We start from the raw sequence: 25,007 nt of genomic DNA, 5'->3' as shown, positions 1-25,007 counted from the left end.
AGGGGAAAAGGTTGGTCAGTCCTGCTGTTCCATCCGGGCGATGATGGCCTGGATGGCGGCTGTCAGCTGCCGTGCCACGCTGTTGTAGGCGGCCTGTCCGCAGCCGATCGGGTCTGCGATGCTGCGGTTGTCCGTGTAACAGGTGACCAGCCTGATCTTGTCCGCATGTTCGGGGAAATTGGCCAGCAGGGCGGCCAGGTGGCTTTCCGTCATGGCATAGACGGCCGTAGCGTTCTGCATCAGCTCATCCGTGACGGGGCGGCTTTCATGGCAGGACAGGTTGACGCCGTGCTTCTCCAGGACATGAAGCGTTTCAGGGCTGGCTTCCTGCCCGTGCCATGCGGAAGTTCCCGCGGAAGCTGCCTGCCATTCCGGATGGTTTGCGGAGAGCTTCCGGAAAAGGCCTTCTGCCATGGGGCTGCGGCAGGTATTGCCGGTGCAGATGAAAAGGATGAGTTTGCGCGGTGTCATGGGTCGGGACGTTCTCTTTTGGAATGATGGGGAATAGGCACCTCGTTGGGTTCCTGGTACAGATTGTCGGGGGGGAGCACATGGCCCGCACCGTTCCCTTCCGGCGGGGGCGTTCCGGCGTTTTCCTCCTCTTCTTCATCTGCTTCCATGGAGGGAGGGGAGAGCCAGGGGAACAGGCTGCCCGCCAAAGCCAGGCACAGCACCCCTGTCACGGGCGTCATGACGGGGAACCAGATGTCATGGGCGGAGAACAGGTACCATGCGATAACCGGGGCCGCCAGGATGCAGAGCCCCCAGACGATGAAGCGTCCCCGGCGCTGGAAACGCAGAGCCCAGACGGCCACAAGCAGGACGTCCAGCACGATGACCCATTGCACCCAGGAGGGGGCTGCCGGAATCAGGACGGCGGGGGCCGGAGCCAGGGCCCCCATGAGGCTGCGGATGGTTTGCGCCGCCAGAAGGGCTTGCGCGTCCGGCGTGTCGGAAAGGGCGGACGGTTCGGAAACGATGACTGCATCTGCGGAAGAGAGCAGTTTTCTGACGGCGGTGGTATCCGGAGGACGCAGACCGGACATCACGGGGATGATGACCTCCTTGGTGTCCAGCATGGTGGGGCTGCTGTGCTCCGCCAGGGGAATGCGTCCGTATTCGTCCAATGGAATGGAGCGCTTGTTGCCCAGAAAAAGGGAATCTCCCGGAATGATTCTGACGTCACCGGGTTTCAGATCCAGGGCGTTCAGGGTGGCTGCCAGGGGAAGGGTGGGGATGATTTCCCCTCCCCAGCGGATGAAGAGCGGGAGGGAAACTCTGTTCTCCGGAGCCGGGGAGAACAGCTCATTGTTTTCCACGACGGTCCCCAGGGGTTGTGCTGACGTTACCAGTTGCGGCGCTTCCCCCACGAGCTTGTCCGCACGCGGGAACAGATCCGTTTTTCCCACGATGTTGGCGGCGGGAATAGCCAGGGCCTTCCAGTCCGGCGGAAGGGGAGCGTGCCGGGCGGATTCGCTCATTTGCCGCCCCAGCGCCTGGTGGCGGAAGCGGTCCAGCTCATATCCCACGGCGGCCTTGACGATGTTGTCGGGTTCTTCATCCCAAGCCATGGGAGCCATGACGTAGACGTTCCTGGCCCCCTGTTCATACAGGTGGCGGAACAACACCGTGTAATCCATGGGGTTGGGAGGATAGGCGGCAAAGCTGTTCAGGGAGGATTCCCGGTGCAGGGAGACAACGGGAAGCTGGGCCGTCTGCCCCTTGTTGAAATAGTCGTAAGGCTGGAGGACGATGCTGCCTTCCCTATTCAGGCCCTCCGGGCGCACGTTCCGGTATTTCCCGGCCAGGGAACGTTCCGCCGCCTTCTCATAACAAAAGACGGTGGGCTGGAGAAACGCATACCCCAAGATCCAGCCCAGCCCCAGGGATATCTGGAACAGGGACAGAATAAGCAGAAATCTGGGGTTCAGCGTCATCAGAGGTACGGAAGGAATCATGCTAGCATGGACGCCAGCGGTTCTGCAAGCGTGGAGCCGGGCAGGAGCCTCCGCAGGTGTTCCAATCCGGCGGGAATCTGCGCCAGGTACCAGGTTTTCCCCTGGTTGTGGCCGATGTTGGCATAGGCACCCAGCATCTGCATGAGCCGTTGCAGGGCGCAGGCGCGGAAAATACGGTCATCCAGGGGATGGCCGGTGATGTTTTCCCACTCCCGGAGCAAATCCTCCGCCTGTTCCGGTTTCAGCCGGGCATAGCCGTCATAAACCAGGGAGGCCAGGTCATATTCCGGACGGCCGCCGCGCATCCCCTGAAAATCGATCAGCCAGGTTTTCCCCGCGTGGACGTGCACATTCTGGGACTGGCTGTCCCGGTGGACGGGGCGCTCCGGAAGGGAGCCCAGGAATTGCGCCAGCTCTTCCAGAGCCGGGTGGTTCAGGAAGGATTCCGTTTCCAGCCCCAGATGGGTGCCCAGCAGGTGCTCTGCAAAATAGGCCTGCTCCCAGCGGTACAGGGCTTCGTCAAAAGCTGGCTGAAGGGGGAATTCCTGCGGAAACGGGCAGTCGTGAAGCAGGTGGAGCTGTTCCATGGCCCGGATGTAGCGCGGGCGCAGGGAGGTCCAGGGTTCTCCCCGGAAGGTCAGCAGGCTGGCGTCTCCCAGGTCTTCCACCAGGGCGGCGCCGCAGCCGGGACCAAGCGGTTCATAATCATAAATCTCCGGCACGTGGACGCCGTGGGCGCGCAGATGCCGGGCTGCGGGAATGAAGGAATCGTTATCCGCGCGGTCATTTCCCCACCGGATGCCGATGCACGTGCGGCCGTCCAGCCTGATGCGGACGATGGTGCGCCCGGACGCGCCCAGAGCCAGGGTATGGAAATCTTCTTCCCGCGGGGTGACGTGAAAACTCCGTTGAACCAGGCTGGACAATTCTTTCATGAAAGGGCGTAGCGATGGGGCCGTGCGGAAGGGCGGCGGACGGAGGGGAACAGGCAGTCTCCGTCCGCCGGAAAGGGGTGAGAGTGAAATCAGGCGGGGAACTGGTGGTCTTCCCCGTAGCCGTAATGTTCCACGACGTAATCCACATCCTTGTCTCCGCGGCCGGAGCAGTTGACCAGGATGGCTCCTCCTCTGTTTTCCATGGCCCACTTCATGGCGTAGGCAATGGCGTGGGAGCTTTCCAGGGCGGGAATGATCCCTTCGTAACGGGAAAGCTTGAAAAAGGCGTCTACGGCTTCCTTATCCGTGGCAGTGACGTAGTTCACGCGGCCAATGTCGTGCAGGTAGGCGTGTTCCGGGCCTACGGAAGGATAATCCAGTCCGCTGGCTACGGAATGGACCGGACCCGGATTGCCGTCCTCATCCTGGAGCATGATGCTCTCAAAACCATGCAGCACGCCCTTGCGCCCGTAGGTGATGGAAGCGGAATGATCCCCCAGCCTGGGGCCCTTGCCGAGCGGTTCCACGCCGTAAATGTCCAGCGGGTCTCCCAGGAAGGCGGTGAACATGCCCATGGAATTGCTGCCGCCGCCCACGCAGGCGCAGACGGCGTCCGGGAGAAGCCCCGTCATTTCCAGGAACTGTTCCCGGGCTTCCACGCCGATGCACATCTGGAAATCGCGCACCATCTGGGGGAAGGGGTGGGGGCCCACCACGGAGCCAATGCAGTAAATGGAGTCCTGATAGCTGTTCAGGTAGGAATCAAAGGCGGAGTCCACGGCTTCCTTGAGGCTCTGAAGACCGTGGGTGACGGGCACCACCTTGGCGCCCAGGATTTTCATGCGGGTGACGTTGGGGGCCTGCTTGGCAATGTCCACCGCGCCCATGTGAATCTCGCATTCCAGGCCGAAGAAGGCGGCGGCCGTAGCCAGCGCCACGCCGTGCTGGCCGGCGCCTGTTTCCGCAATGATGCGTTTTTTGCCCATATACTTGGCCAGGAGGCCTTCCCCCATGCAGTGGTTGAGCTTGTGGGCGCCCGTATGGTTCAGGTCTTCCCGCTTCAGGTAAATCTGGGAGGTGCCCAGGTGACGGGAAAGACGTTCACAATGGTAAACCGGGGTGGGGCGGCCCTGGAACTGCTTGCGGATGCGACGCAGTTCATTGATGAATTGGGCGGAGTGGGCGATCGTCTGATAGGCTTCCGTAATTTCTTCAAAAGCGGGAACAAGCTCGTCCGGCAGGTAAACGCCGCCATATTCGCCAAAGCGGCCTTGGGCGTCCGGAAAATTGCGTAGGTAAGTGTGGAGATCCATGGTCTGTTTCATTCGTGACTGCCAGTATTTAACACGATGCCCCAGTTCAGGCAAAAACAATCTCCGCAGGAAGACTTTTTAAAAAAGGGAGGGATGCCTCCTCTGCTTGATGGGAGCGGTTCCGCCGGAAAAGGGGGCGGGAGGTTTTCTTGCTCCGCTGGAGCGGGGCTGGGCGGGGATGTTGCGGATTGCCGGTTCGTAGTGAACCTGCCCCTGGCGGTTGGATTAAGTCAGGAATGCTCCCGCAGTTACAGAAAAAGGAGGCCAGGCGGCGAAGGTGGAAGGAAAAGCACCCATCAATAGGCCTCTCTGGATGCAGGGGCGCTTTTTCCCGAAAAGGGACAAATGGAAGGGAGCTGGGGGGAGTCAGGCCAGGCGGCGCTTCCTGATGGATTTTCCGGTGTCGGCGAGCGTCTGGCGGGCGTCGGGGTCTGCTCCGGCCATCAGGGCGGCCAGGTCCCGGACGATGTTCTGGCGCATGCGGTCCACCAGGTCGCGACCCTCCTGGGTGATGGCGACCATGATCTTGCGGCGGTCCTTGGCTGCGCTCATGCGCTTCAGGTAGCCCATTTCCTGGAGTTTGTCCACCATGCCGGTGGCCGCTGCGGTGGAATGCCCCATCTTCACGGCAATGCTGGACATGCTCAGGAAATCCTCGCTGGCCAGGTAGGTCAGCAGGAAGAACTGGGGATAGGAAACCTTGCCCTCATTCAATTCTGAAGAGAGATTCAGAATGCAGGAACGTTGCGTGAACAGGATGAAATCCGCCAGCTTGTTTGCTTCTTCGGAAATGGAGCTCATGGTCGTTGTGAATGTCGGGGGGGAGGTTTGTTAACGGTGCCGTCCGGAGGCTGGCCGGCGGTTCAGCCAACCTACCGTTCCCGCCTTCCGCGGGCAAGTCAAAAATATAAATTTTTATTAAAATTTTACATTTGCGGATAATAAGAATTTGGACGGTATTCAGGATACAATATGTTGAATGTTAATAGAATGATAGTATTTTGGAGATAGAATGTGAATAACATGTTAAAAATAGATGTAAGCTGTTGAAAAATGAAAGTTTCTTTGAATGCCTACCTGAAATCTGCATGGAACTGGCATAAAAGGGCGTCACCGCATGACAAGCCCGGCATGGAAGGAGACCTTGGGAAAGGGGAAACAGCGGAAAAAGACGCCCCGTTTCAGGAAAGTTTTATGCGGTTGTGTGGCCGGGAAAAGGAATGCTGCTGTATTGCCCGGCAGGGCGATGCAGCCGGGGTTTGCTGCCGCTAAAAGAAAGTCCGGCGTTGGCGGAAGGAATGTGCAAGGAAGGATGTTCCTTGATTAAAAAAGGGTGCAGGAGAATGGAGTTTCCCTGGGCTGTGCATGCGCTTTAGAGAGCACGGCAGCTCCATGGCGGACATGTTTTATGCCGCGTCTGGGAATACCTTTCCCTAGTCCGGAATGGAGCCGGTGGAAAAGAAGAAGTATCCCGCCTGGAAAACGGAACAGACGGTTGAAAAAAGGCTGTACGCTGCCGGGAAACAACAAGGGAAGGAGAAGGCCTTTCCCGGAAGACTCTTTCTTCTTCCCGCAGGCTCCTGCTTCCCTCCTAAAAAAATACCGGCCATTCTCCGGGAAATGGCTTCCATGAAGAAGCATGCCGGAAAATGGCCGGGAAAACGGTTGCCGTACGTTAGTTGGCGGGGGGAGGCGTAAAGACGCGGGCGCCAAGATCCTTGTCCATGAGCAGCATGCCCTGGCCCTCTCCCTTGATCATGCGCAGCTTGCTGATGATGTCCTTGACGGTCTCTTCTTCTTCCACCTGTTCGCTGACAAACCAGTGCAGGAAAATGTCCGTGGCAAAATCCCGTTCCTCCTTGGCAAGGCGTACCAGGTCATTAATGCGGCGCGTGACTTCCTGTTCGTGGGCCAGCGTTTCTTCAAAAACTTCCAGAATGTTGGACCAGTTTGCGGCGGGTGCATCGATGGGAAGCATGGTAACCTGTCCGCCGCGGGCCAGAAGGAAATCGTAAAATTTCAGGGCATGGGCGGTTTCTTCCTGATACTGGATCCGCATCCAGTGGGCGAATCCTGTCAGGCCCGCATCCTGCAGATAGGCGGACATGGCCAGATAAAGGTTGGCCGAATACATTTCCCATTTAATTTGCTCATTGAGAGCGGTTGCCATTGTAGTACTGATCATATGTAAAATCCTGTTGATTTCCTTCTCTTCTACAAAACAAAGTCCGCAGAATCAAGATAATCCTGCGGACTGTATGACGGGGAAATTCGGGAAAAGCGTCAAGCTTCCACAGGAACCGCCGCCGGAACATTTTCCACAGGAGCCTCTTCCTCCGCGGGTACGGCGGCAGCTTCTGCGGATTCTGTCACTGTGTCAGTTTCTTCAGCCGGTTCTTCCTGGACGGCCGGGGATTGGGAAGAAGGGGCGGCCTCCTTCTGCTCCTGCGGAGCGGCGGCTTCCGCTGCCGGGGTCTCCTGCGCCTTCTCTTCCTTCTTCTGCCTGTCCTTGGGAACCTTCTTGGGAGAGGGCGCCTGGGTGGGAACTGCCTTGGGACGGCTGACGGTGTTGTTGGAGAAAACCAGAATGTAGCCCTGTTCGGACAGCCATAACAGGTCGCGGACCAGGTTCTGCTGTTTTTCCTTGGCCTGGGCTACTTCCTCTTCCGTGGCTTGTTCCGGATCAGGAACGGGCGCCAGCTCCTTGAGCATGGCGTCTACGCCCTTGCCCGGATTTTTGGCCGCCCAGGTGGCGATGGACATCAGGGAATCGGAAAGGACCGTGCCTTCTTCCATGGCCTTGGGGCGTGCCGGGCCTGTGTAATGGTTGCCCTTCCATTTGAAAATGGGCATGTGATGGCGCGCCAGCCCGTGGCAGAGGTTGGGAATCAGCATGCTGGGATGGCGGCGGGTCGTGCCGGACAACTGGATCAGGTGCGCCCACAGGCCGGGGGAAAGATGATTCTTTTTTACGGCTCCATTGACGAACACCTTGTCCGTGACGTCATAGCAATCCTCAAAATGGTTGGATTCAAAATCCTGCTCCACGGCGGCGGGAGATTCCAGAAGAACTTCGGAGGCTCCTTCCCGGACGGGTTTCCAGGCAGTGCGCTTGGAAACGGCGTCCTGCCATGCCTGTACGGCTTCTTCGCTCTTATCCGTCACGATCTTGGAACGGAAGGCCTCAAAGGGCATGTTGGCAAACTTGGTGCGGTGCAGGTTCATCAGGGCGGACTGGTAGCCGTGCCAGTTTACGGGCCCTACCAGTTCGTTATTCAGGGAACACTTGGCAATGGCCTTGAAATCGCCCTTGGGCGCTTCCACTTCCTGTTCCACCGTCTCATAATACTTGGACATCCAGGAAGACTGCCAGAGATGCTTGACGGCCTCCTGGCGGGAAATAAAGCAGGCTCCGTCGCCGTGCTTGCACTGGTACAGGTCCGGGCCGTTCTCCTGTTTCATGAACACCAGGTCATAACGGTCATAGGAACCCATGACCACCTTCGCGAGGTCCAGCAGGGAAATGGTGCGGCGGTGCTTCTGCACCTCCTGATGCAGTGCGGCCAGGCCGGAATCCACCGGGCGAAGCTCCACGCGCAGGCCTTCCGCCGGTTCAGGCAGCGGCGGCCGGGGCGCCTGCTCGCGGCGGTCTCCGTCACGGCGCGGCCGGAAGGAGCCGCGGTTGCGGTCTTCCCGGTTGAATCTCCTTTCACCATTCTGACCGTCAAAACGGCGTTCGCCCCGGGGCTGGCGTCCTTCGCGATTATCGCGCCGCGGGCGGCGTTCGCTTCCCTGCCTGTCTCCGGACCTGTGTTCCGGGTAGGAGGCGGAACGTTCCTGCCGGGCTCCCGGTCTAGCCCAGGCCGGACCAAATTGGAAGTCGGCCAGGCCGGAAAGATCCGGAATCTGCTGCTTGGGGTTGGTGGAAGGAGTTTCGTCGGTCATCATGTACGGGTTGTTTCAATAGCAACTAAATGAGGCCTATGGCAATCATTTTACGTGCAAACGGGCGGAAAATTGTTCAAAATGTCATGAAATGCATCTGGAAATGCAAATATTTCCGGTGCATTCTTCCAATCCAACCTTTGTCAAATTCTCTATTATGGATAAAATACGTCAACGCCTTTCCGACCTTGGTTATGCCATTTATGACGCACCTGCGCCCGTGGGTTCCTACGTGCAGTGCGTGCGCACGGGAAACCTGCTTCACCTCTCCGGCGGCATTTCCGTCAACGGGGAGGACAAATACTTCGGCAAGGTAGGGGAGGACTTAACGGTGGAAGAAGGGCAGGCCGCTGCGCGCGCCGCCATGCTGAACCGTCTGGCCGTCATCGTGCAGGCGGTGGGCTCCCTGGAAAAAGTATCCCGCATTGTGGCCGTGAACGGATTTGTGAACGCCGGACCTGATTTTTATGATCATCCCAAGGTGCTGAACGGCGCGTCCGACCTGCTGGTGGAAGCCTTTGGTGAAATCGGCCGCCACAGCCGCACGGCCGTGGGCGTATCCGCCCTGCCGCTCAACGTGGCTGTGGAAATCAGCATGGTCGTGGAAGTTTGCGACTAGGATTTAAAAGTCCGGAAGGGATTCGTGCTTGAATCCCTGCGGCATTCCTGTAGAGTGCCGTCCGGTCAATGCCCTCGTGGCGGAATGGTAGACGCTGCAGACTTAAAATCTGTTGTCCGCAAGGACGTACCGGTTCGAGTCCGGTCGGGGGTACTTCACTAAACAGCAATAAATTGCGTAGATAAAAGGCTCGCTTATAGCGGGCCTTTTTCGTCTTCACGCCTACGGAAATTACCGCTTCTTACTTGTATCTCCGGTCAAAAATAGTTACCCCATAGTTGGCGGAGAAGTGGTTCAAGAAGACTTCCGATTGGGTTGAATGAGCTTGCATGCAATCTTCCCTGGTTCTTCCGGGAAAGAGGAATTGTTGACAAGCTGTTTTGCCTGTTTCTCCGCTATTGACTGGAAAGACGCTCCGCCTTATATTGGAACCTGTCCGGAAGGATTGATTGTCAGGCTTCCGGATCTTCTTCCTACCCTGCTTTTAATATGAATTTGTATAGACTCTCCGTTTGGTTGGTCGCTGCGGGCTTGTCTGCGGTTTCCGTTTTTTCTGCTGATGCCGCCGGCATTGACTCTTACGATGCCGCGTTAAGCAAAGTAAAAGCGGTGAAATCCAAGCTTGACCCTTTAAAGTTTAAAAACCGGCTGAAGAATTGGATGAATCTTGAGCTGCAGCTGGAAGGCTTGAAAAAAGGGAACGACGTCAACAGCTGTGACAGCATGTCATGGTCTCCTCTCGCCTGGGCGGCGTATGTGGGAGACAAGGATATTTTTGATTACCTGCTGTCCAAGGGTGCCGATGCCAAGGGGGTGGACAAGTACGGCATTTCCGTCTTCATGAGGGCGATTGAAGGCGGGAACATGGACATCGTCAAATATCTGGTGGAGGAATGCAAATGTGATCCCAATGAGAAGGACCGTGAATACGGCATCACCACTCTGATGCGTGCGGCTACGTGCAGGCGCAATGACATTCTTGCCTACTTGCTTGACAGGAAAGCCAATGTAAAAACCAGGGACAAGGGAGGAAGGAACGTGCTGGCGTATGCCGCTGATGGAAGGAATATGGAAGGCATGGAAATTCTGGTGGCCAAGGGCGCGGATTTGAACGGTACGGACAAGGAGGGGCACACGCTCCTGATGAAAGCTTCCGAGCGGGGATGCCTGGAGATGGTCCAGTACCTTGTCAAAAAAGGGGCCAAGGTGAAGGCAAAAACCAAGTACGGGAAAACAGCGCTGATCTATGCCGCGGAGGGCGGCTATCTGGACGTGGCGGGGTTTCTGGTGGATCACGGAGCGGACATCAAGGCTAGGAATAAATGGGGAGATTCGGTTCTGGACATCCAGACGGTGCATCCTTCCGTCAAAACCTATCTTCAATCGCGTATGAAAGCTAAAGGGAAATAAAAAAAATTGGTTGTTAACTTTTTATTTGTAAACTCAAAGTCAGGGAAAAGCATCCGGACTCCTGGAAATATTTACGTCCCCGTTTTTCTCAGGGTCAGCATGGACGGAAATGTTCCTGATGGAGCTTCTGCCGCAAGAGGCGCTGGCAATCTTAATCGTTAAGGAATGAACATCTGTTTGGTGAAAAATAAGTATGGTTTTTCCGTGTCAGAATAAAAGAAGATTATTCTTTTTCATCTTGAAAGTAGCGGGAGGCATCCTGCTGGCGGTGGTTCTGTTGTCGGCAGCGGCGGAGTGGTACATCGCTTCTGCTTCCGAGGGCAGGATTTTTGAGCGTTCCGCAGATATTCCCGTCCGCGCGCCTGCGCTGGTGCTGGGGTGTTCCCCTACGTTCCAGGGAGGCCCCAACGGGTACTTCTATAACAGGATGGATACGGCGGCGGAACTTTGGCGGGCAGGGAAGGCGACGGCTTTTATCGTTTCCGGAGACAACAGTTCCCATGCCTACAATGAACCGGAATGGATGAAACAGGCGCTGATGGAACGCGGCGTACCGGAGGACCGGATTGTCTGTGATTTTGCGGGGCTGCGGACGTTGGATTCCGTGGTGAGGATGAAAGAGGTCTTTGGAGTTTCTACGATGATCGTTGTTTCCCAGGAGTTTCACAATGAACGCGCCCTGGCGATTGCCAGACATGAGGGAATGGTCGCCTGGGCTGTCAGCGCCCCGGATGTACCCAACCGCCGTTCACGCGTCAAAAGCTGGTTCCGGGAACGTGCGGCGCGTGTATGGATGATGATGGACTTGTGGCTGTGGGGGCGTAAACCGAAGTTCTTGGGGGAACCTGTCGCTTTGCCGGAAGACAGCGGGAGGAAATGAACAACGCCTCATGCAGCCGGGGGCATCATGAGGCGTCTTTTCCTGCGGTTCGGTAACCCCGGAGGAATGCAGAACCCTGATCGATGAAAGGCGGAATGAATGAATCATGCTGGTTGCGTGAAAAAGTCTGCCCCGTTCACGGGAAATGGTCCGGAAGGATTGAGGGAACAAGCCGTCACCGCGGGATGGCCGGAGGAAAATAGAGTTCTCCGGAATGGCTCCTTGTGCTAGGGTGGGGATATAGATGACGCTGGTGATACGGTCCGCAATGCACGGCCGCCAAAGTGGCTGGAATGGGCGGTGGAACTTCAGTTCCTGGCCCAGGCAGGCATAACTTATGCCAGGGATCCTTATGATCTGGAGCGTTTCGAACGGTTGAGGGAAATTGCCGCGGAAATCATGAGCGCCAAATCCGGGCTGGATATGGATATGGTGCGGGGATTGTTTTGCAGTGAAACCGGTTTTCAAACGCCCAAGATGGATACCCGCGCCGCTATTTTCCGGGAAGGTAAAATATTGCTGGTCAGGGAAACTGGTTCCGGATTATGGTCTCTGCCGGGCGGCTGGGTGGATGTGAACCAATCCGTGCGCGACAATACGGTCAAGGAAGTATGGGAGGAGGCCGGGCTGCATGTAGAGGCCGTGCGCCTGATTGCCCTGCATGACAGGAACAGGCACAATCATCCCCCTTATGCCTACGGAGTCTGTAAAATCTTTGTCTTGTGCGAGGAAAAGGGAGGTTCCTTCCATGCCAATCCGGAAACATCGGAAAGCCGCTGGTTTGGCCGGGATGAACTGCCTCCCATGGCTTTGGAAAAGAACACTCCGGAGCAGGTTTTGATGTGTTTTGACGCTGCGGATGATCCCTGCTGGAACCCCGTGTTTGATTGAAAAAGAGAAAATCCGCGGCAAAATCATTGACTCTTTCCGGAAAAGTGCTATGCCAGTTTCAGCGGCTTGTGGAAAGCAGGCTGTTTTATTCCGGCTGTAACGTTCCCTTCTTCTAGCGGTCAGGAAGGCCGTCTCTCCAACGGCAAAGGCTCGGTTCAACTCCGGCAGGGAATGCCATCCGGCCTATGGTGCCATAAGGACCGGTTTTTTGTCTTGATGCCTGTTGCCGGCGATTCATTGTCCGTGAAGGTGTGTGCTTTTGGCGCATGTCCCAGGCGCATTTCTTCGGAATGCCGTCCTTTTGCGAAAGAATTTTCCAACCCGCGGAAATTCAAGTTCCTTTTCCCTTAATTTTCCTGTTTTGCCATGGCGGTTCCCTTCAACTGCGGAATATAGAGGCCGGAATATTCTGGTTGTTCCTGTGAGAGTGGAAAACGGTTTCCTTTTTCAGGAATGGCGGTGTTTTTCGCCTTTCCATTTTGTTGTTGTTAAGGTCATGAAAAGTGCGGATTTCAAATCCGCCGTCAATGACGAATTAATATTTTTTCATGCGGATCAGATACTTGTGGTTGAATATATAAATGGCAGGTCTTCCGCAAGGCGGCATGAAAAGAAAGTTCAGAATCATGCAAGTTATTTATCATCATTGATGATGAACGTTTTTTCCCGGACAGGCAGATGCCGGATTTGAAATCCGGTAGTTTGCGGGTGGAGTCATGTATAAGTTTTTTGGAAAACGTGTATTGGATATTGCTATCTCCTTATGGACATTGATGTTCGTATCGCCTCTTCTGGCCGTTATATCCATAATACTCCTGGTTCATACGCGGAAGTCTCCGTTTTTTTTCCAGACGCGTGTGGGGTACCGCGGGAAATTGTTCAGGGTTTTTAAGTTCAAGACTATGACGGATGCCCGTGATCCGGAGGGGCTCCTGCTTCCGGATGATCTGAGGTCTTTTCCGCTGGGAACTTTTTTACGCCGCTATTCCCTGGATGAACTCCCTCAGCTGGTCAACATCATCAAGGGAGACATGTCCATTGTAGGCCCCCGGCCATGGATTCCGGAGCAGCTGGATGTTTTTCCCGGCCACTGCCGCATGGCGCGCTGTTCCGTCCGGCCCGGATTGACCGGTATGGCCCAGGTATACGGAAGGAACGGAATCCCGTTCTATAGGCGGTTGTGCTACGACATCGTTTACGCCCGGAATGTTTCCCTATTCATGGACGCCAGGATCGTTTTCCAAACTGTTGTCCGCTTGCTGGCTCATAAGGATGTGCGGCAGTGCGAGGACGCTTTCAGGAACATCTCGGGCAGCGTACTCATCAGGAACGATCTTTCCGTTCCTGTGCTTTTTCCGTCCAAGCAGGAGGAATCCTGACTGTTTATTTGTTTAAAGCCATACCCTTATACCTTAATGATGATGAAACATCCCCCTCTCTTTTCTTCCGGAATTTTCCGCCTGGCCTCCCTGGCTGCCTGCACCATGCTGCTGGCCTCCTGCGTCAATCCGAAAGAGGTTCTCTATATCCAGGACATTACGGGTGAGACCCGGCAGGATATAGTCACCAAATACCAGACGACTATTCAAAAAGACGATCAGCTTTATATTTCCGTCAGCAGCAAGCAGCCGGAACTGACTACCCCCTTCATTATGGCGGAAATGGGCAATTCCATCTCCAACAACGCCAGTAATTCGCGGCCTAAAGGGTATCTGGTTGACGACGAGGGATATATTGTCCTGCCGGTCATCGGAAGGATGAAGGCCGCCCGGAAGACATGCTCCCAGCTTGCCCATGACATTTCCGCGAAGCTCCGCAACAGTGATTACATTAAGGACGCTTCCGTCAATGTCCAGATCATGAATTTCAAGTTTTCTGTTCTGGGGGAGGTGAATAATCCTGGCTCCTACCAGGTGGACGGCCAACGCGTCACCATTTTTGACGCCATCAGCCGGGCGGGAGATTTGAATATCGACGGCAACAGGGACATCGTGCTGATTCGGGAAATGGAGCGTGACCGGAAGATCGTCAAGCTGGACCTGCGCAGCAAGTCCATTTTCTCCTCCCCTTATTACTACATCCGGCAGAATGATATTATTTATGTCACTCCGTCGGACCGCAAGATCAACATGAGGAGCGAAAGCGCCCAGTACTACACTTGGGGCCTTTCGGGCCTGTCCCTGCTTATTGCCGTCATCGCCATCAGCCTGTAAGCCGTTTCATTCTGTTTCCCTTTCATGCCCGTTTCAGTGATACAGCCTGAGGACAACGATATTTTTTCCTTCCGGTTCATTTTTTCCACGGCCAGGAGGTACTGGCCATGGATTCTGGCGTGCGCCCTGCTGGGCGGGGGGGTGGCTTATTTCATTTGCGCCCGGCAGGGGTATTCGTACCAGAAGACCGCCCGCATCATGCTGAGGGATGACAAGCAGAAGAACGCCCAGGTTTCGGAAATCATTCTTTCCGATCTGGGGTTCAAGCCGGGGGAGGCCAATCTGGCGAACGAGAGCTATGTGGTCAAGTCCTCGGAGGTGATGAGCCGTGTCGTGAAGGGGCTGGGGCTTGACGTCTCTTACTGGGAGAAGCGGAATATCCGGGAAGTGGATCTTTACCATACGACTCCTCTGAAGGCGGAGTTCAGTGAAGAGGTGGCGTTTCAGCCTTGCTCCCTGGCGGTTACTCCGCTGAATGGCCGGGAATTTTCCCTGTCCTATCGGGAGAAGGAGGGCCGGGAAAACGTTCTGCAGGGGAAGTTCGGTGTCCCTTTGAAGCTTTCCTTCGCTACGGTGAAGGTATGCCCTACTTCCCATTTTTCTTCAGGCAGCATGGGAAGGACCATTTTCGTGGAGCGCGTTTCCGTGAAGGAGGCCACCGCCGGAATGCTGGGCCAGCTGAGCGTAACGCGGCCCGATTCCAAGGAAAGCAGCCTGCTAGAGCTAACGTTGAGGCTTTCCCATCCCCAAAAGGCGGAAGACGCCCTGAATTATCTTATTGAGGTTTACAATGACCATTCCAGACGGGAGAAGCAAATGGCGGCCTCGAGGGCGGAGGATTTCATTGTCAAACGCATTGGCAAGCTCGGTGGCCAGCTCGGCGGCGTAGACAAGCAGGTGATTGACTACAAGCGCAACAGCAGGATCGTCAAGGACATGGATACGACGCTGGATGCCACGTTCAACAGGGTGCAGGAAATAGGGACGGAACTTTTTACCACCAGGACGGAGTTGATTCAGGTGAAGGTGCTCGCCAAGCTGCTGGCGGACCGGAGCCGGCGGCAGGACATGATCCCCGCCAATATAGGCATTCAGGATGCGGGAATTGCCAAGCAGATAGAACTTTTCAATGACAATTTCCTCCAGCATAAAAAGTTGTTCGCCAGCGCGGGAAGGCAGAATCCCATGGTTTCCTCCCTCGCGGAGAATATGAAGGAGATGCGCGAGTCCATTGGCCGTTCCATCGCCAATTACTGCAATGCGCTGGAAGTGAGGATGGGTGAGCTGGAAAAGGAGCGGAATGAACTCAACCGGCTTTTGTCGGACATGGCTTCCAAGGATGAAGGCCTGGTCCCTCTGCTCCGGGAGCAGAAGGTCATGGAGGAACTTTACCTGATGCTGCTGAAAAAGAGGGAGGAAAACGCCCTGGCCCTGGCCACGACGGAACCGAGCGCGCGCATTCTGGAACCCGCGTTCGGCTCCAACGCCCCCGTAGCACCCAAACTGTCCCTGATGACGCTGGGCGGCATGGCCGGAGGCGCTTTTGCAAGCCTTGTGACCCTGCTGGCCGGAAACGCCCTGAATACAAAGGTGCGGGATAAGAAGGACCTTGCCGGCCTGACGGACCTGCCGCTGGCAGGGGAGCTGCCCCTGCTTTCCGGAAAGGAGCGGAAGAAGATGCCGCTGGTCGTCACAAATGGCCGCTCCTTCATGGAGGAATGTTTTCACATCCTCCGCAACAATGCGGAACTTATGCTGCTGCCCAATCCGGAGGAAGCGCCCCGCGTCCTGTTCCTTACGTCCACAAGGGCGGGGGAAGGGAAGACGTTTACGGCCCTGAACCTGGCCGCCGTGTATGCCCAGACGGGGAAAAAAGTCCTTCTCATTGACGGAGACCTCCGCAAGGCCAGTCTTTCCGCCTTTTACGGAGGGAAGAATGCCAGGGGCCTCGTACACCTGCTGATGAATCCACAGGTCTCTCCGGATTCCGTCCTGCAATCCGGTAGGAGGTTCCCGGGATTTGACCTGGTGACGGCAGGCCCCGTTCCCCCCAATCCCGTCGCTTTGTTGACTCAGGGCCGTTTGGAAGAGCTGCTCCGGTACTGGCGCGCCCGGTATGACCGCATTATTTTGGACGGCTGCCCTTATGAGGTCGTGGCGGATGCCTCCCTCATGGCGCGCCATGCGGACCTGGTCCTTTATGTCATCAGGTGCGGCATGATAGAGAGGCAGTACGTCCCCGTCATCCAGGGGCTGGCGGACAAAGGAGAATTCCGTTCCGGAGCTGTTATCCTCAATGCGGAGAATTTCAAAAACTCCCGTTTTCATTATTACAACGAGTATTCCGAAACTGACGGATAGCGCCGTTAACCACCCCTTTTTCTTCAGCATTCGCCCTATAGCCTTTTTCCCGGATTTTCTTCTTCCTCCGTTTCATGAACACCGTCTCCAGAGTGATAAGGAACACAGGATTCCTGTATATGAAAATGGGCATTACCATGTTCATTTCCCTGTACACGACGCGTCTGGTTTTGAATGCCTTGGGAGTGGACGACTTCGGTATTTTCAACATGGTGGCGGGCGTGATTGCCATGCTGGCCTTTCTCAACGCCAGCATGGCGGCGGCTACCCAGCGCTTCATGAGCTACGCGGAGGGGGAAGGGGACCCGGAGAAACAGAAAATCGTGTTTAATATTAGCGTGGTGCTCCATCTTGCCATTGCCGTGATGGTCGGAATCCTGCTGTATGCTGCGGCCCCCTTCCTGTTCGGGCATCTCCTCAATATTCCGGAAGACCGGGTTTTTGCCGCCAGGTGCGTTTACTGGGCCATGATCGCCAGCACCGTGGCCGGCATTCTGGGCGTTCCCTATGAAGCCATGCTGAACGCCCATGAAAATATGCTGTATTTCGCCGTCATAGGCGTTCTGGAATCTTTCCTGAAGCTGGGGGCGGCCCTGCTTGTCGTTCACGTGCTGGCAGACAAGCTGATTCTGTACGGAGCTTTAATGGCCGGGATTTCCATCCTTGCCATGACGGCCATGCTTGTTTATTGCCGCAGGAATTATGTGGAGTGCGTGATTGCGCCGCTGCGTTATTGGAAACGCGGCGTTTTCCGGGAAATGGGGAGCTTTGCGGGCTGGAATTTCACGGTTTCCGCCAGCAGCATGTTGTCGGAATACGGCGTCGGCATTGTCCTGAACCACTTTTTCGGCGTCGCCCTCAATGCGGCGCAGGCCGTCGCCCAGCAGATCAACGGACAAACCATGGCCTTTTCCGGGACCATGCTGAAGGCCCTGAATCCGGTCATTTCAAAAAGTGAAGGGGCGGGCAACCGCGGCCTCATGCTGCGGGCCACCCTGTCCGGCTGCAAATTCGCCTACCTGCTCATGGCGGTTTTCGCCATTCCCCTGATTCTGGAGGCTCCGGGGCTCCTGGGCCTCTGGCTTCATTCCGTTCCCGCCTGGGCGGTCCTGTTCTGCAGGCTTCAGCTTGCCAGGACCCTGCTGGAACAGCTTTTCCTCAGCCTGGGATCCGCCATTTACGCGGAGGGGAACATCCGCCTGTACACGCTGGTGAAAACGGGGTCCGGAATTCTTTTCCTGGGCTCTACTTGGGGATTCTACCGCATGGGGTGGCCTCCCTGCATGATGTATGTGGCCGCCATTCTCTTCGTATCCCTTCCGGGGGGGATTCTGGCCCTTTTCATTTGCGTGCGCCGCCTTGGTCTCGGCCTGCGGGATTTTTCTTTCCGGGTGCTGGCGCCGTGCCTTGTTCCCAGCGTGGCTACGTTTGCCGCGGGCATTCTCCTGTCACGGATTGATGCGTCTCTTTCACCTGTTCCGGTATTGTTCCGTACCTGCTCGCTTCTGGTCGTCTTCCTCCTTTTCCTCTGGTTTTTTTCTCTGGACGGCAGGGAGCGCGGCACCTTTGTTTTTTTCCTGAAAAGCGCCTGGAGGAAAATCCAGTTTTCCAGATAATTCCATGAAATCCTATTCCATTCTCGTCAATACCTGTGATTCCTTTGAAGACTGCTGGCAGCCTTTTTTCAGGCTCTGGTCCCTTTATTGGCCTGATTGCTCCGCCCGCGTCTACTTGAATACGGAATACAAGTCCTACTCCGGTCCGGAAAAAAACGTCGTTTCCCTGAGGAGCTGCGCAGGCCGGATCATTCCAGGGCGCAGGAGGGCCACGTGGAGCGAATGCCTGAAATGGGCCCTGGAGGCCATGGAAACGGACACGGTGCTGTACATGCAGGAGGATTACTTCCTGACGGCGCCGGTGGACGGCGAGGCGGTGGAAAGGTATGCGGCGCTGATGCGCGCCCATCCGGAAATTCCCTGCATCCAGTTGACGCCGGAGGGAATTCCGGCTCGTGAGCCTTCGCGGTATGAAGGCCTTTTCACCAGTGACCCGGATTACCCCTGGTATGCGTGCTGCCAGGGCTCCCTGTGGCGCCGGGAGACGCTGCTTTCCCTGTTGAGGAAGGAGGAATCCGCATGGAAGTTCGAATACTTCGGCAGCCGGAGGGCGAAGTATTCCCGCATGGAGTTTTTAACGGTGGACCCCTCCTTGTTTTCCCGGGAGGGGTACCAGATCATTCCTTACATTTTCACGGGCATCATCCACGGCAAATGGTACGGGCCGGTGGCGGAGCTGTTTGAACGGCACGGCATATCCATGGATTTTTCCAGGAGGGGTTTTTTTGATCCGGAGGAAAAGACCCCTTGCTCCGCAAGAATCAGGAATGCCGCCAGGAACTGGAAGACGTGGCGTAGCCGGCTGGAACTCCGGTCCATGAAGCGCCGCTTCCTTCGGGAAGGGAATGCCTGCGGAGGCAATTAAACTTGTCCATGCCATGATTTCACTGATGCACCAGGGTTTGCATTTGCTGCGCCGCGTGTTTGACCGCTGTTCTGGCAGGGAGGAACTGCGCCCCCCCTCCTGTGAACTGGATGCGGATGCGGCCTCCGCGATGATTGAGAACCTTCTCCGCTCCGGGCGCCCCGCCATGGTGGGACGGTTTGGCTGCACGGAAATGTCTTGCCTGCATAATTATTTGGAGATTGGAAAGGCGGGCAGGAATCCGCTGGATTACATCACTGGCCGGAGAGACCAGTGGTGGTGGAATAAAAGCATCATGAGGCAGATGCGGGAGTGGTCCGGTTTTTTCCCGGCCACGCCGGAATATCTGGCCCGTTTCTGCGAGCTGATGCTCCGTGATATGATGGAACTGGATGTCTTGGGAAGCTGGCTTCCGTACGAACGGGAGGTGATGCCCATGATCCGGGACGTTCCTCGTGTGCGCCTGCTGAATCTGGAGCCTTACTGGTCTTCCCGGCCATGGAGCAGGACCCTGGAGGGAAGGAAGGTGCTGGTGGTCCATCCTTTTGCGGAAAGCATAACGCTTCAATATGAACGGAACAGGGAAAGGATTTTTGAAAACCCGGAGGTTCTTCCTTCCTTTTCCCTGGAGACGCTGGCCGCCGTCCAGAGCCTGGGCGCGGGGCCAGGCCGTTTTGCCGACTGGTTTGAAGCCCTGGCATGGATGGAGGGGGAGATGGACCGCCGGGATTACGACGTCTGTCTCATCGGATGCGGGGCTTACGGCTTCCATCTGGCGGCCCATGCCAAGAGGCGGGGCAGGCAGGCCGTGCATCTCGGAGGGGCTCTTCAACTGCTGTTCGGCCTGCGGGGCAGGCGCTGGGAAGACCCGGCCTACGGGGCCGATCCCGGAGCTCCCAAATATGATTATTCCCGACTTTTCAATGACGCGTGGGCGCGGCCGGGAAGAGAGGAAACGGTAGGCCACGCCAGCCGTGTGGAAGGAGGGTGCTACTGGTGAAGAAGATGAATGCTCCGGAAAAAGGGATGAACGTGCTCTGGCTGTCCAATATCCTGTTTCCTGAACCGTGCCGGATGCTTGGACTTCCGGAACCGGTTCTGGGAGGCTGGATGTACGCGGGGGCGCAGGAGCTGTTGAAGGCCGCCCCGGATTTAAAGCTGGCCGCGGCCATGCTTTACCCGGGGCGCACTCTGCGCCGCCTGGACGGGGAGGCCATGGCCTATTACCTGATTCCCGCCCCTGCCGGCATGGAGGGGTACAGGAAGGAGCTGGAACCCTGTTTCCGGGAAATCAGGGACATGTTCGGCCCGGATGTGGTCCATATCCACGGTTCCGAATATCCGCACTCCCTGGCCTGGGCGCGGGCCTGCGGGGCGGAACGCACGGCCGTTTCCATCCAGGGGCTGTCTTCCGTCTGCGCCGGGTTCTATCTGGGCGGCATTTCTCCCCGGGAACTCGTGAAATCCGTTACCTTCCGCGATCTGCTGCGCCGCGATACGCTTTTTGCCCAGCAGCGGAAGATGAAGGCGCGCGGAAGATATGAACGGGAGCTGTTCGGCAAAGTGCGCCATGTGATCGGGCGTACCGCCTGGGACCGTACCCACGCATGGGCCATGAACCCCGCGGCACGGTACCATGTTCTTCATCCCACGCTCAGGGAACCCTTTTACCGTCATGAATGGGATGCCGGGGCGTGCGAAAAGCATACGATTTTTCTCAGCCAGTCCCACTACCCCCTGAAAGGGCTGCACAAGGTAGTGGAGGCTCTTCCTCTGGTCCTGCGGCATTATCCTGACGCCAGGGTGCGGGTGGCCGGACCGGACATCCTGTCAGTCCCTGCGTGGCGCAGGAACGGCTACGCCCGTTATCTGGGAAACCTGATGGAACGGCTTGGAGTCCGGGATCGCTTCCTCTGGCTGGGCCGCCTGGACGCGGAGCAGATGTGCAGCCAATTCCGGAAGGCGCATGTCTTCGTTTGCCCCTCCATGATTGAAAATGAGTCCAATTCTCTGGGGGAAGCCCAGATGGTGGGCACTCCCTGCATCGCGTCCTATGCCGGAGGCATGATGGATTCCGTGTCCGACGGGGAAACGGGATTCCTGTACCGGTTTGAAGAGACGGAAATGCTGGCCATGCTGGTATGCCGCCTGTTCGGGGACATGGATTTGTGCAGGCGCATTTCCTTCCGCGGAAGGCAGGCCTCCCTGGCAAGGCATGACCGTTCCGCGAATGCGGAACAGCTGAAGCGCATTTACGGGAGCATTGCCGGAGATGCCAGAAACGGGACAGAAGAAGATGAAGGAAGGGAGGGGGCCTCATGCAGCAATTGATTTGCCTTACCAGGAAAGCCGTGCTCCGCTGTTGGGCCGTCTGCACGCATCCGCTTCACAATTGGTATGCCAGGTGGCTCCTGTATGCCGGCAATGCGGTTTACGGCCCCGGCCTCTGTTCGTTCGGAATTCCGGACGTCAGGATATCCAGGGGAAGCCACCGCCGTTCCGTTCCGTGCCGCATAGGAAGGGAATTTACCATGAGAAACGGCCCCCACGGCGTCTCCCGTTCCTCCCAGCGCTGCCTGATTTCCGTGGACCGGGACGGCGTGCTGCGCATCGGCAACCGGGTGGGCGTCAGCAATACCGTCATCATCTGCACGCGGTCGGTGACTATTGGCGACGATGTAAAGGCCGGATTCGGAGTCCATATCATGGATACGGATTTCCACGCATTGGACCCGGAAGCCAGGCGGGGAGCGGAGGACAGGCTTCAGCGCCGGTCCGCTCCCGTCAGGATTGGGAACAACGTCTTTCTCGGGGCCGGAGCTTTCATTTTAAAAGGCGTTTCCATCGGGGATAACGCCGTCGTAGGAGCCCGTTCCGTGGTAACGCGTTCCATCCCTTCCAATGAGGTATGGGCGGGAAATCCGGCGCGCCGCATCCGCGGGCTGGAGGAGGGGAAAGTTTCTCCGATGATGGAAAGGAGCGTGCATGCGTAATACGGACCTTTTATTTCAGGCGAATAAAGGCCTGCCCCTTGACGGGAAATCCCGCCTTCCTTCAAGCATCCGGGTCGTGCTCCCCTTCATCATTCTGGTGAAGGCCATGATCATGCTGGCCATGTACTCGTCTGCCGCCGTCCTTCACCCGATTTGTACGGAACAGGCCATTTCCCTTTCCTCCGCCCTCCTGCTGGCGGTGTCCTTCGTCATCATGCGGAAGTATTTCCGGCGGGAGGACGCCCCCGTCTATCCCCTCTTCTCCATTTATTTCCTGTGGGTATTCATTTGCTGCCTGCGGGGCGTCTTCGCCGTGGACGGCTACTGGTCCGCGCGGGCCCTTGTGACGAATGCCCCCACGCTTTTCATTCCCGTGCTGGTTTACGTATTCAGCCTGCCGGAGGTGACGCGGCAGGTCCTGTCCGTCTGGTTCAAGGTGTTCATCCCCGTTTTTTTCCTGTTCATGCTCACCCTCAATCCGGACTTTTACGCCTCCCTGCTGAATCCCTTGCTGATGCTGGTGCCGTGGCTGCCCCTGCTGCCCCGGAAATGGAAGCTGGTGGTGCTGGTCATGGCATGCCTGATGGTGTGCGTCAGCATGGGGGCCAGGAGCCAGATTTTAAAGGCGCTGGCGGCTTTGTTCCTGTTAGCCGCCTATTGCGGCAGGGATTTGCTCAAGGACTGCTTTTACAGGATGATGCGGCACGCCCTGTTTTTAATTCCCTCCCTCTTTCTCGCCCTTGGGCTGGGCGGCGTCTTCAATGTTCTGGACGTCGGCTCCTACACCGGAGCGCCGGGAAGTTCCATGGAGGATGACCTGCTGGCGGATTCCCGGAGCATCGTCTTTGAAGAGGTGGCTTCTTCTTCCCTGAAGGACGGCTGCATTTTGCTGGGGCGCACCCCGGCGCAGGGTTATGAAACCAGATTCCAGATGTCCAGTGATGAGCGCCAGTCCTACCGGGACCAGAAACGCCGAGCCTGGTGCGAACCCGTCCTCCTCAATATTTTCGCCTGGACGGGAGTGGCGGGACTCTTCCTTTACACGGGATTTTACTGGCAGGCCTCCTGCTTGGCCATTTACCGATCCAACAACCGCTGGATGAAGCTGCTGGGCGTGTTCGTGGCCTTCCGCTGGCTCTGGGGATGGCTGGAGGATACCAACTTCAACCTGGATATCATGAACATCTCCCTGTGGATGATGATCGCCATGTGCTATTCCAGCCATTTCCGGGCCATGACAGACGGCGAGCTTCATGAATGGGTGGAAAGCATCTTCCGCCGTCGCTCCTCTAACCCTCTCCCTTCCGTACGCATTCCATGAAAACTGACGATACCTTCGGAAAAAAACTTGCGGTTCTGATGACGTGCCACAACCGCAGGGAAAAAACGCTCCGCTCCCTTGCCGCCCTGTTCTCCGCACTGCCGGAAGCGGGGCTGGACGTCTCCGTGCATTTGGTGGATGACGGTTCCTCCGACGGCTCCGGAGACGCCGTGCGGCAGGCTTACCCCTCCGTATCCGTCATCAGGGGGGACGGAACCCTGTTCTGGAACCGGGGAATGAGGATGGCATGGGAGGACGCCTTGAAGAAGGATGCGGATTTCTACCTGTGGCTGAATGATGATACCGTGCTGCATCCGTTTGCCGTAGGCCATCTATTGGAAGCCTCACGCCGGATGGAGCACGCCGCCGTCATCTGCGGCTCCACCTGCCATCCTGGCACGGATGAGTGGACTTACGGAGGCACGGCGGGCGGGAAGCCCGTTATTCCGGATGGAACCCTGAGGGAGTGCGAATTATGCCACGGGAACATTCTATGGGTGCCGCGGCGGGTGGTGGAGCGCATCGGTATTCTGGACGGGTTCTACCTGCACGCCCTGGGGGATTACGACTATTCCCGGACGGCGCGCGCCCGCGGAATAAGGCTGCGGGTGGCCCCCTCCTGCCTGGGAACCTGCGAACGGCATGACAAGGCCGTTTCCTGGACGGACCGGAAGGTGCCCCTGGCAGGCAGGCTCCGCAATTTGTATTCCCCGCTGGGGAATGCCCAGCCCAGGTATTACTTCCACTACGTCCGCAGGCACGACGGCCTGCTGGCTGCGTGCAAGGCCATGGTCTGCATGCATGTACGAGTTTTTCTCCCCTTCTTATGGACAGCGACGAAATAGACTGGGTTTTCCAGACGGATGATGAAGAGGTGCTGGAGACGTACAGGACCCGTGACAATTACCTCATGGAGCGCTCTCCGGAGGGGGATGATTCGCGATGCGCCGTTTATTTCAGCAGCAATGACTTGTACTTTCCCAACAACCGCGCCCGGTTCCATGAACGGGTCACCCTGCGGAATACGTTTGAATGGTTCGGAACCAGGGTTCCGGGCTGCGGCAGGCACATCTTCATCCGAGACGTTTTCAAGCAATGGTACCTGGCTGGCGTCAACAGCCGCCTGGACTCTCCGGAAAAGGTGCTGAAGTGGCTTGAAAACGAGACGAAAGGCTGCCGGGTAACGATGGTGGGCAGTTCCTCGGGAGGCTATGCGGCCGTTCTCTTCGGCTCCCTGTTGCATGCGGAGCGCGTTTTCTCCTTCAACGGCTATTTTGATCTTGCACCGGAAACGGAAATGGAAGATGCCGCCAGAGTCAATCCCCTGCTGGTACGGTACAGGAACGACCCGGAACGGGCTCCTTTTTACCGCCTGGCCCCTTTTCTGCATGCGGGGACACCCGTTTATTATTTTCATTCCCTGTTTTCTCCCATTGACCGGAGGCAAAGGGAGCTTCTGGGACGCCGCCGGGGGGTGCACGTCATTCCCTTTCACTCCCGCCGCCATGGAATCCCCTTCCTCAAATGCTGTTTGAGCCGCCTTTTCCAATATTCCGATGAAGAGCTGCTGGAGCTGAGCGGCGCAATTCAACACCCCTTGCGGTTTTCTCTCCGGTGCGTAGGCGTCCGGGAGACGGCCTCCGGCTTCTTCAGGCAAGCGTGGCAGTATTACAGGAAAAGGCACTGA

At 57.0% G+C, this 25,007-nt stretch carries 22 protein-coding genes and 1 tRNA gene; 16 read left to right on the top strand and 7 right to left on the bottom strand.

The annotated features are described in order from the left end of the window. Positions 1 to 15 precede the first annotated feature (15 nt). From LIO64_RS10910 to LIO64_RS10880, 7 genes are all read right to left on the bottom strand, one after another. Positions 16 to 471 carry a low molecular weight protein arginine phosphatase gene (locus tag LIO64_RS10910; protein WP_290549474.1) on the bottom strand — a complete coding sequence of 152 codons (456 nt, stop codon included), beginning with the start codon at positions 469 to 471 and terminating at the stop codon, positions 16 to 18. Next, complete coding sequence (locus LIO64_RS10905) at positions 468 to 1,958, bottom strand: hypothetical protein (RefSeq protein WP_290549473.1); 1,491 nt, start codon at positions 1,956 to 1,958, stop codon at positions 468 to 470. Before LIO64_RS10905 ends, LIO64_RS10910 begins: the two co-directional genes overlap by 4 nt. Beyond that, the gene (locus LIO64_RS10900) at positions 1,955 to 2,893 is read right to left on the bottom strand and encodes a phosphotransferase (RefSeq protein ID WP_290549472.1); all 939 of its coding nucleotides are present in this window, start codon (positions 2,891 to 2,893) and stop codon (positions 1,955 to 1,957) included. Before LIO64_RS10900 ends, LIO64_RS10905 begins: the two co-directional genes overlap by 4 nt. A gap of 89 nt (positions 2,894 to 2,982) precedes the next feature. Beyond that, positions 2,983 to 4,206, bottom strand: a complete 1,224-nt coding sequence (gene trpB / locus LIO64_RS10895) for a tryptophan synthase subunit beta (RefSeq protein ID WP_290549471.1) — start codon at positions 4,204 to 4,206, stop codon at positions 2,983 to 2,985. A 366-nt stretch (positions 4,207 to 4,572) separates the two neighbouring features. Then, positions 4,573 to 5,007, bottom strand: coding sequence for a MarR family transcriptional regulator (locus LIO64_RS10890; protein ID WP_290549470.1), 435 nt, complete (start codon positions 5,005 to 5,007; stop codon positions 4,573 to 4,575). 874 nt (positions 5,008 to 5,881) lie between these two features. Then, positions 5,882 to 6,391, bottom strand: a complete 510-nt coding sequence (locus LIO64_RS10885; protein WP_290549469.1) for a ferritin — start codon at positions 6,389 to 6,391, stop codon at positions 5,882 to 5,884. Between the two features lie 98 nt (positions 6,392 to 6,489). Beyond that, the gene (locus tag LIO64_RS10880; RefSeq protein WP_290549468.1) at positions 6,490 to 8,154 is read right to left on the bottom strand and encodes a hypothetical protein; all 1,665 of its coding nucleotides are present in this window, start codon (positions 8,152 to 8,154) and stop codon (positions 6,490 to 6,492) included. Positions 8,155 to 8,308: 154 nt separating this feature from the next. On the opposite strand from LIO64_RS10880, the gene LIO64_RS10875 reads away from it, so the two are divergent. The 16 genes from LIO64_RS10875 to LIO64_RS10800 all read left to right on the top strand — a co-directional run bounded on the left by LIO64_RS10875 (position 8,309) and on the right by LIO64_RS10800 (position 25,007). Continuing rightward, the gene (locus LIO64_RS10875; protein ID WP_290549467.1) at positions 8,309 to 8,770 is read left to right on the top strand and encodes a RidA family protein; all 462 of its coding nucleotides are present in this window, start codon (positions 8,309 to 8,311) and stop codon (positions 8,768 to 8,770) included. Positions 8,771 to 8,840: 70 nt separating this feature from the next. Further along, positions 8,841 to 8,923 (top strand) — tRNA-Leu (locus tag LIO64_RS10870). A 507-nt stretch (positions 8,924 to 9,430) separates the two neighbouring features. Next, complete coding sequence (locus LIO64_RS10865; protein ID WP_290549466.1) at positions 9,431 to 10,180, top strand: ankyrin repeat domain-containing protein; 750 nt, start codon at positions 9,431 to 9,433, stop codon at positions 10,178 to 10,180. Between the two features lie 238 nt (positions 10,181 to 10,418). Then, complete coding sequence (locus tag LIO64_RS10860) at positions 10,419 to 11,060, top strand: ElyC/SanA/YdcF family protein (RefSeq protein ID WP_290549465.1); 642 nt, start codon at positions 10,419 to 10,421, stop codon at positions 11,058 to 11,060. A gap of 240 nt (positions 11,061 to 11,300) precedes the next feature. Next, positions 11,301 to 11,951, top strand: a complete 651-nt coding sequence (locus LIO64_RS10855; protein WP_345779589.1) for an NUDIX hydrolase — start codon at positions 11,301 to 11,303, stop codon at positions 11,949 to 11,951. Between the two features lie 716 nt (positions 11,952 to 12,667). Continuing rightward, positions 12,668 to 13,330: a sugar transferase gene (locus LIO64_RS10850; RefSeq protein ID WP_290549464.1), complete on the top strand. Its 663-nt coding sequence runs from the start codon at positions 12,668 to 12,670 to the stop codon at positions 13,328 to 13,330. A 36-nt stretch (positions 13,331 to 13,366) separates the two neighbouring features. After that, positions 13,367 to 14,164, top strand: a complete 798-nt coding sequence (locus tag LIO64_RS10845; RefSeq protein WP_290549463.1) for a polysaccharide biosynthesis/export family protein — start codon at positions 13,367 to 13,369, stop codon at positions 14,162 to 14,164. A 24-nt stretch (positions 14,165 to 14,188) separates the two neighbouring features. Further along, a complete protein-coding gene (locus LIO64_RS10840) occupies positions 14,189 to 16,525 on the top strand; it encodes a polysaccharide biosynthesis tyrosine autokinase (RefSeq protein ID WP_290549462.1) in 2,337 nt (778 codons plus the stop codon). A gap of 119 nt (positions 16,526 to 16,644) precedes the next feature. After that, complete coding sequence (locus LIO64_RS10835) at positions 16,645 to 18,141, top strand: hypothetical protein (protein WP_290549461.1); 1,497 nt, start codon at positions 16,645 to 16,647, stop codon at positions 18,139 to 18,141. A gap of 4 nt (positions 18,142 to 18,145) precedes the next feature. Further along, complete coding sequence (locus LIO64_RS10830) at positions 18,146 to 19,006, top strand: hypothetical protein (protein WP_290549460.1); 861 nt, start codon at positions 18,146 to 18,148, stop codon at positions 19,004 to 19,006. A 13-nt stretch (positions 19,007 to 19,019) separates the two neighbouring features. Continuing rightward, positions 19,020 to 20,006 carry a hypothetical protein gene (locus LIO64_RS10825; protein ID WP_290549459.1) on the top strand — a complete coding sequence of 329 codons (987 nt, stop codon included), beginning with the start codon at positions 19,020 to 19,022 and terminating at the stop codon, positions 20,004 to 20,006. Between the two features lie 5 nt (positions 20,007 to 20,011). Next, positions 20,012 to 21,337, top strand: a complete 1,326-nt coding sequence (locus tag LIO64_RS10820; RefSeq protein WP_290549458.1) for a glycosyltransferase — start codon at positions 20,012 to 20,014, stop codon at positions 21,335 to 21,337. Positions 21,338 to 21,537: 200 nt separating this feature from the next. Further along, the gene (locus tag LIO64_RS10815) at positions 21,538 to 21,999 is read left to right on the top strand and encodes an acyltransferase (protein WP_290549457.1); all 462 of its coding nucleotides are present in this window, start codon (positions 21,538 to 21,540) and stop codon (positions 21,997 to 21,999) included. A gap of 76 nt (positions 22,000 to 22,075) precedes the next feature. Beyond that, on the top strand, positions 22,076 to 23,320 hold the full coding sequence (locus LIO64_RS10810) for a hypothetical protein (RefSeq protein ID WP_290549456.1): 1,245 nt from the start codon (positions 22,076 to 22,078) through the stop codon (positions 23,318 to 23,320). Beyond that, positions 23,317 to 24,165, top strand: a complete 849-nt coding sequence (locus tag LIO64_RS10805) for a glycosyltransferase (protein WP_290549455.1) — start codon at positions 23,317 to 23,319, stop codon at positions 24,163 to 24,165. The genes LIO64_RS10810 and LIO64_RS10805 overlap by 4 nt, the downstream gene beginning before the upstream one ends. Then, entirely contained in the window at positions 24,147 to 25,007 is an 861-nt protein-coding gene (locus LIO64_RS10800) for a hypothetical protein (RefSeq protein WP_290549454.1), read from the top strand. The genes LIO64_RS10805 and LIO64_RS10800 overlap by 19 nt, the downstream gene beginning before the upstream one ends.

It is taken from the genome of Akkermansia sp. (genome assembly GCF_020860705.1).
In the GTDB taxonomy this organism is placed as follows: domain Bacteria; phylum Verrucomicrobiota; class Verrucomicrobiia; order Verrucomicrobiales; family Akkermansiaceae; genus Akkermansia.
This window is presented reverse-complemented; position numbering and strand designations above follow the sequence as displayed.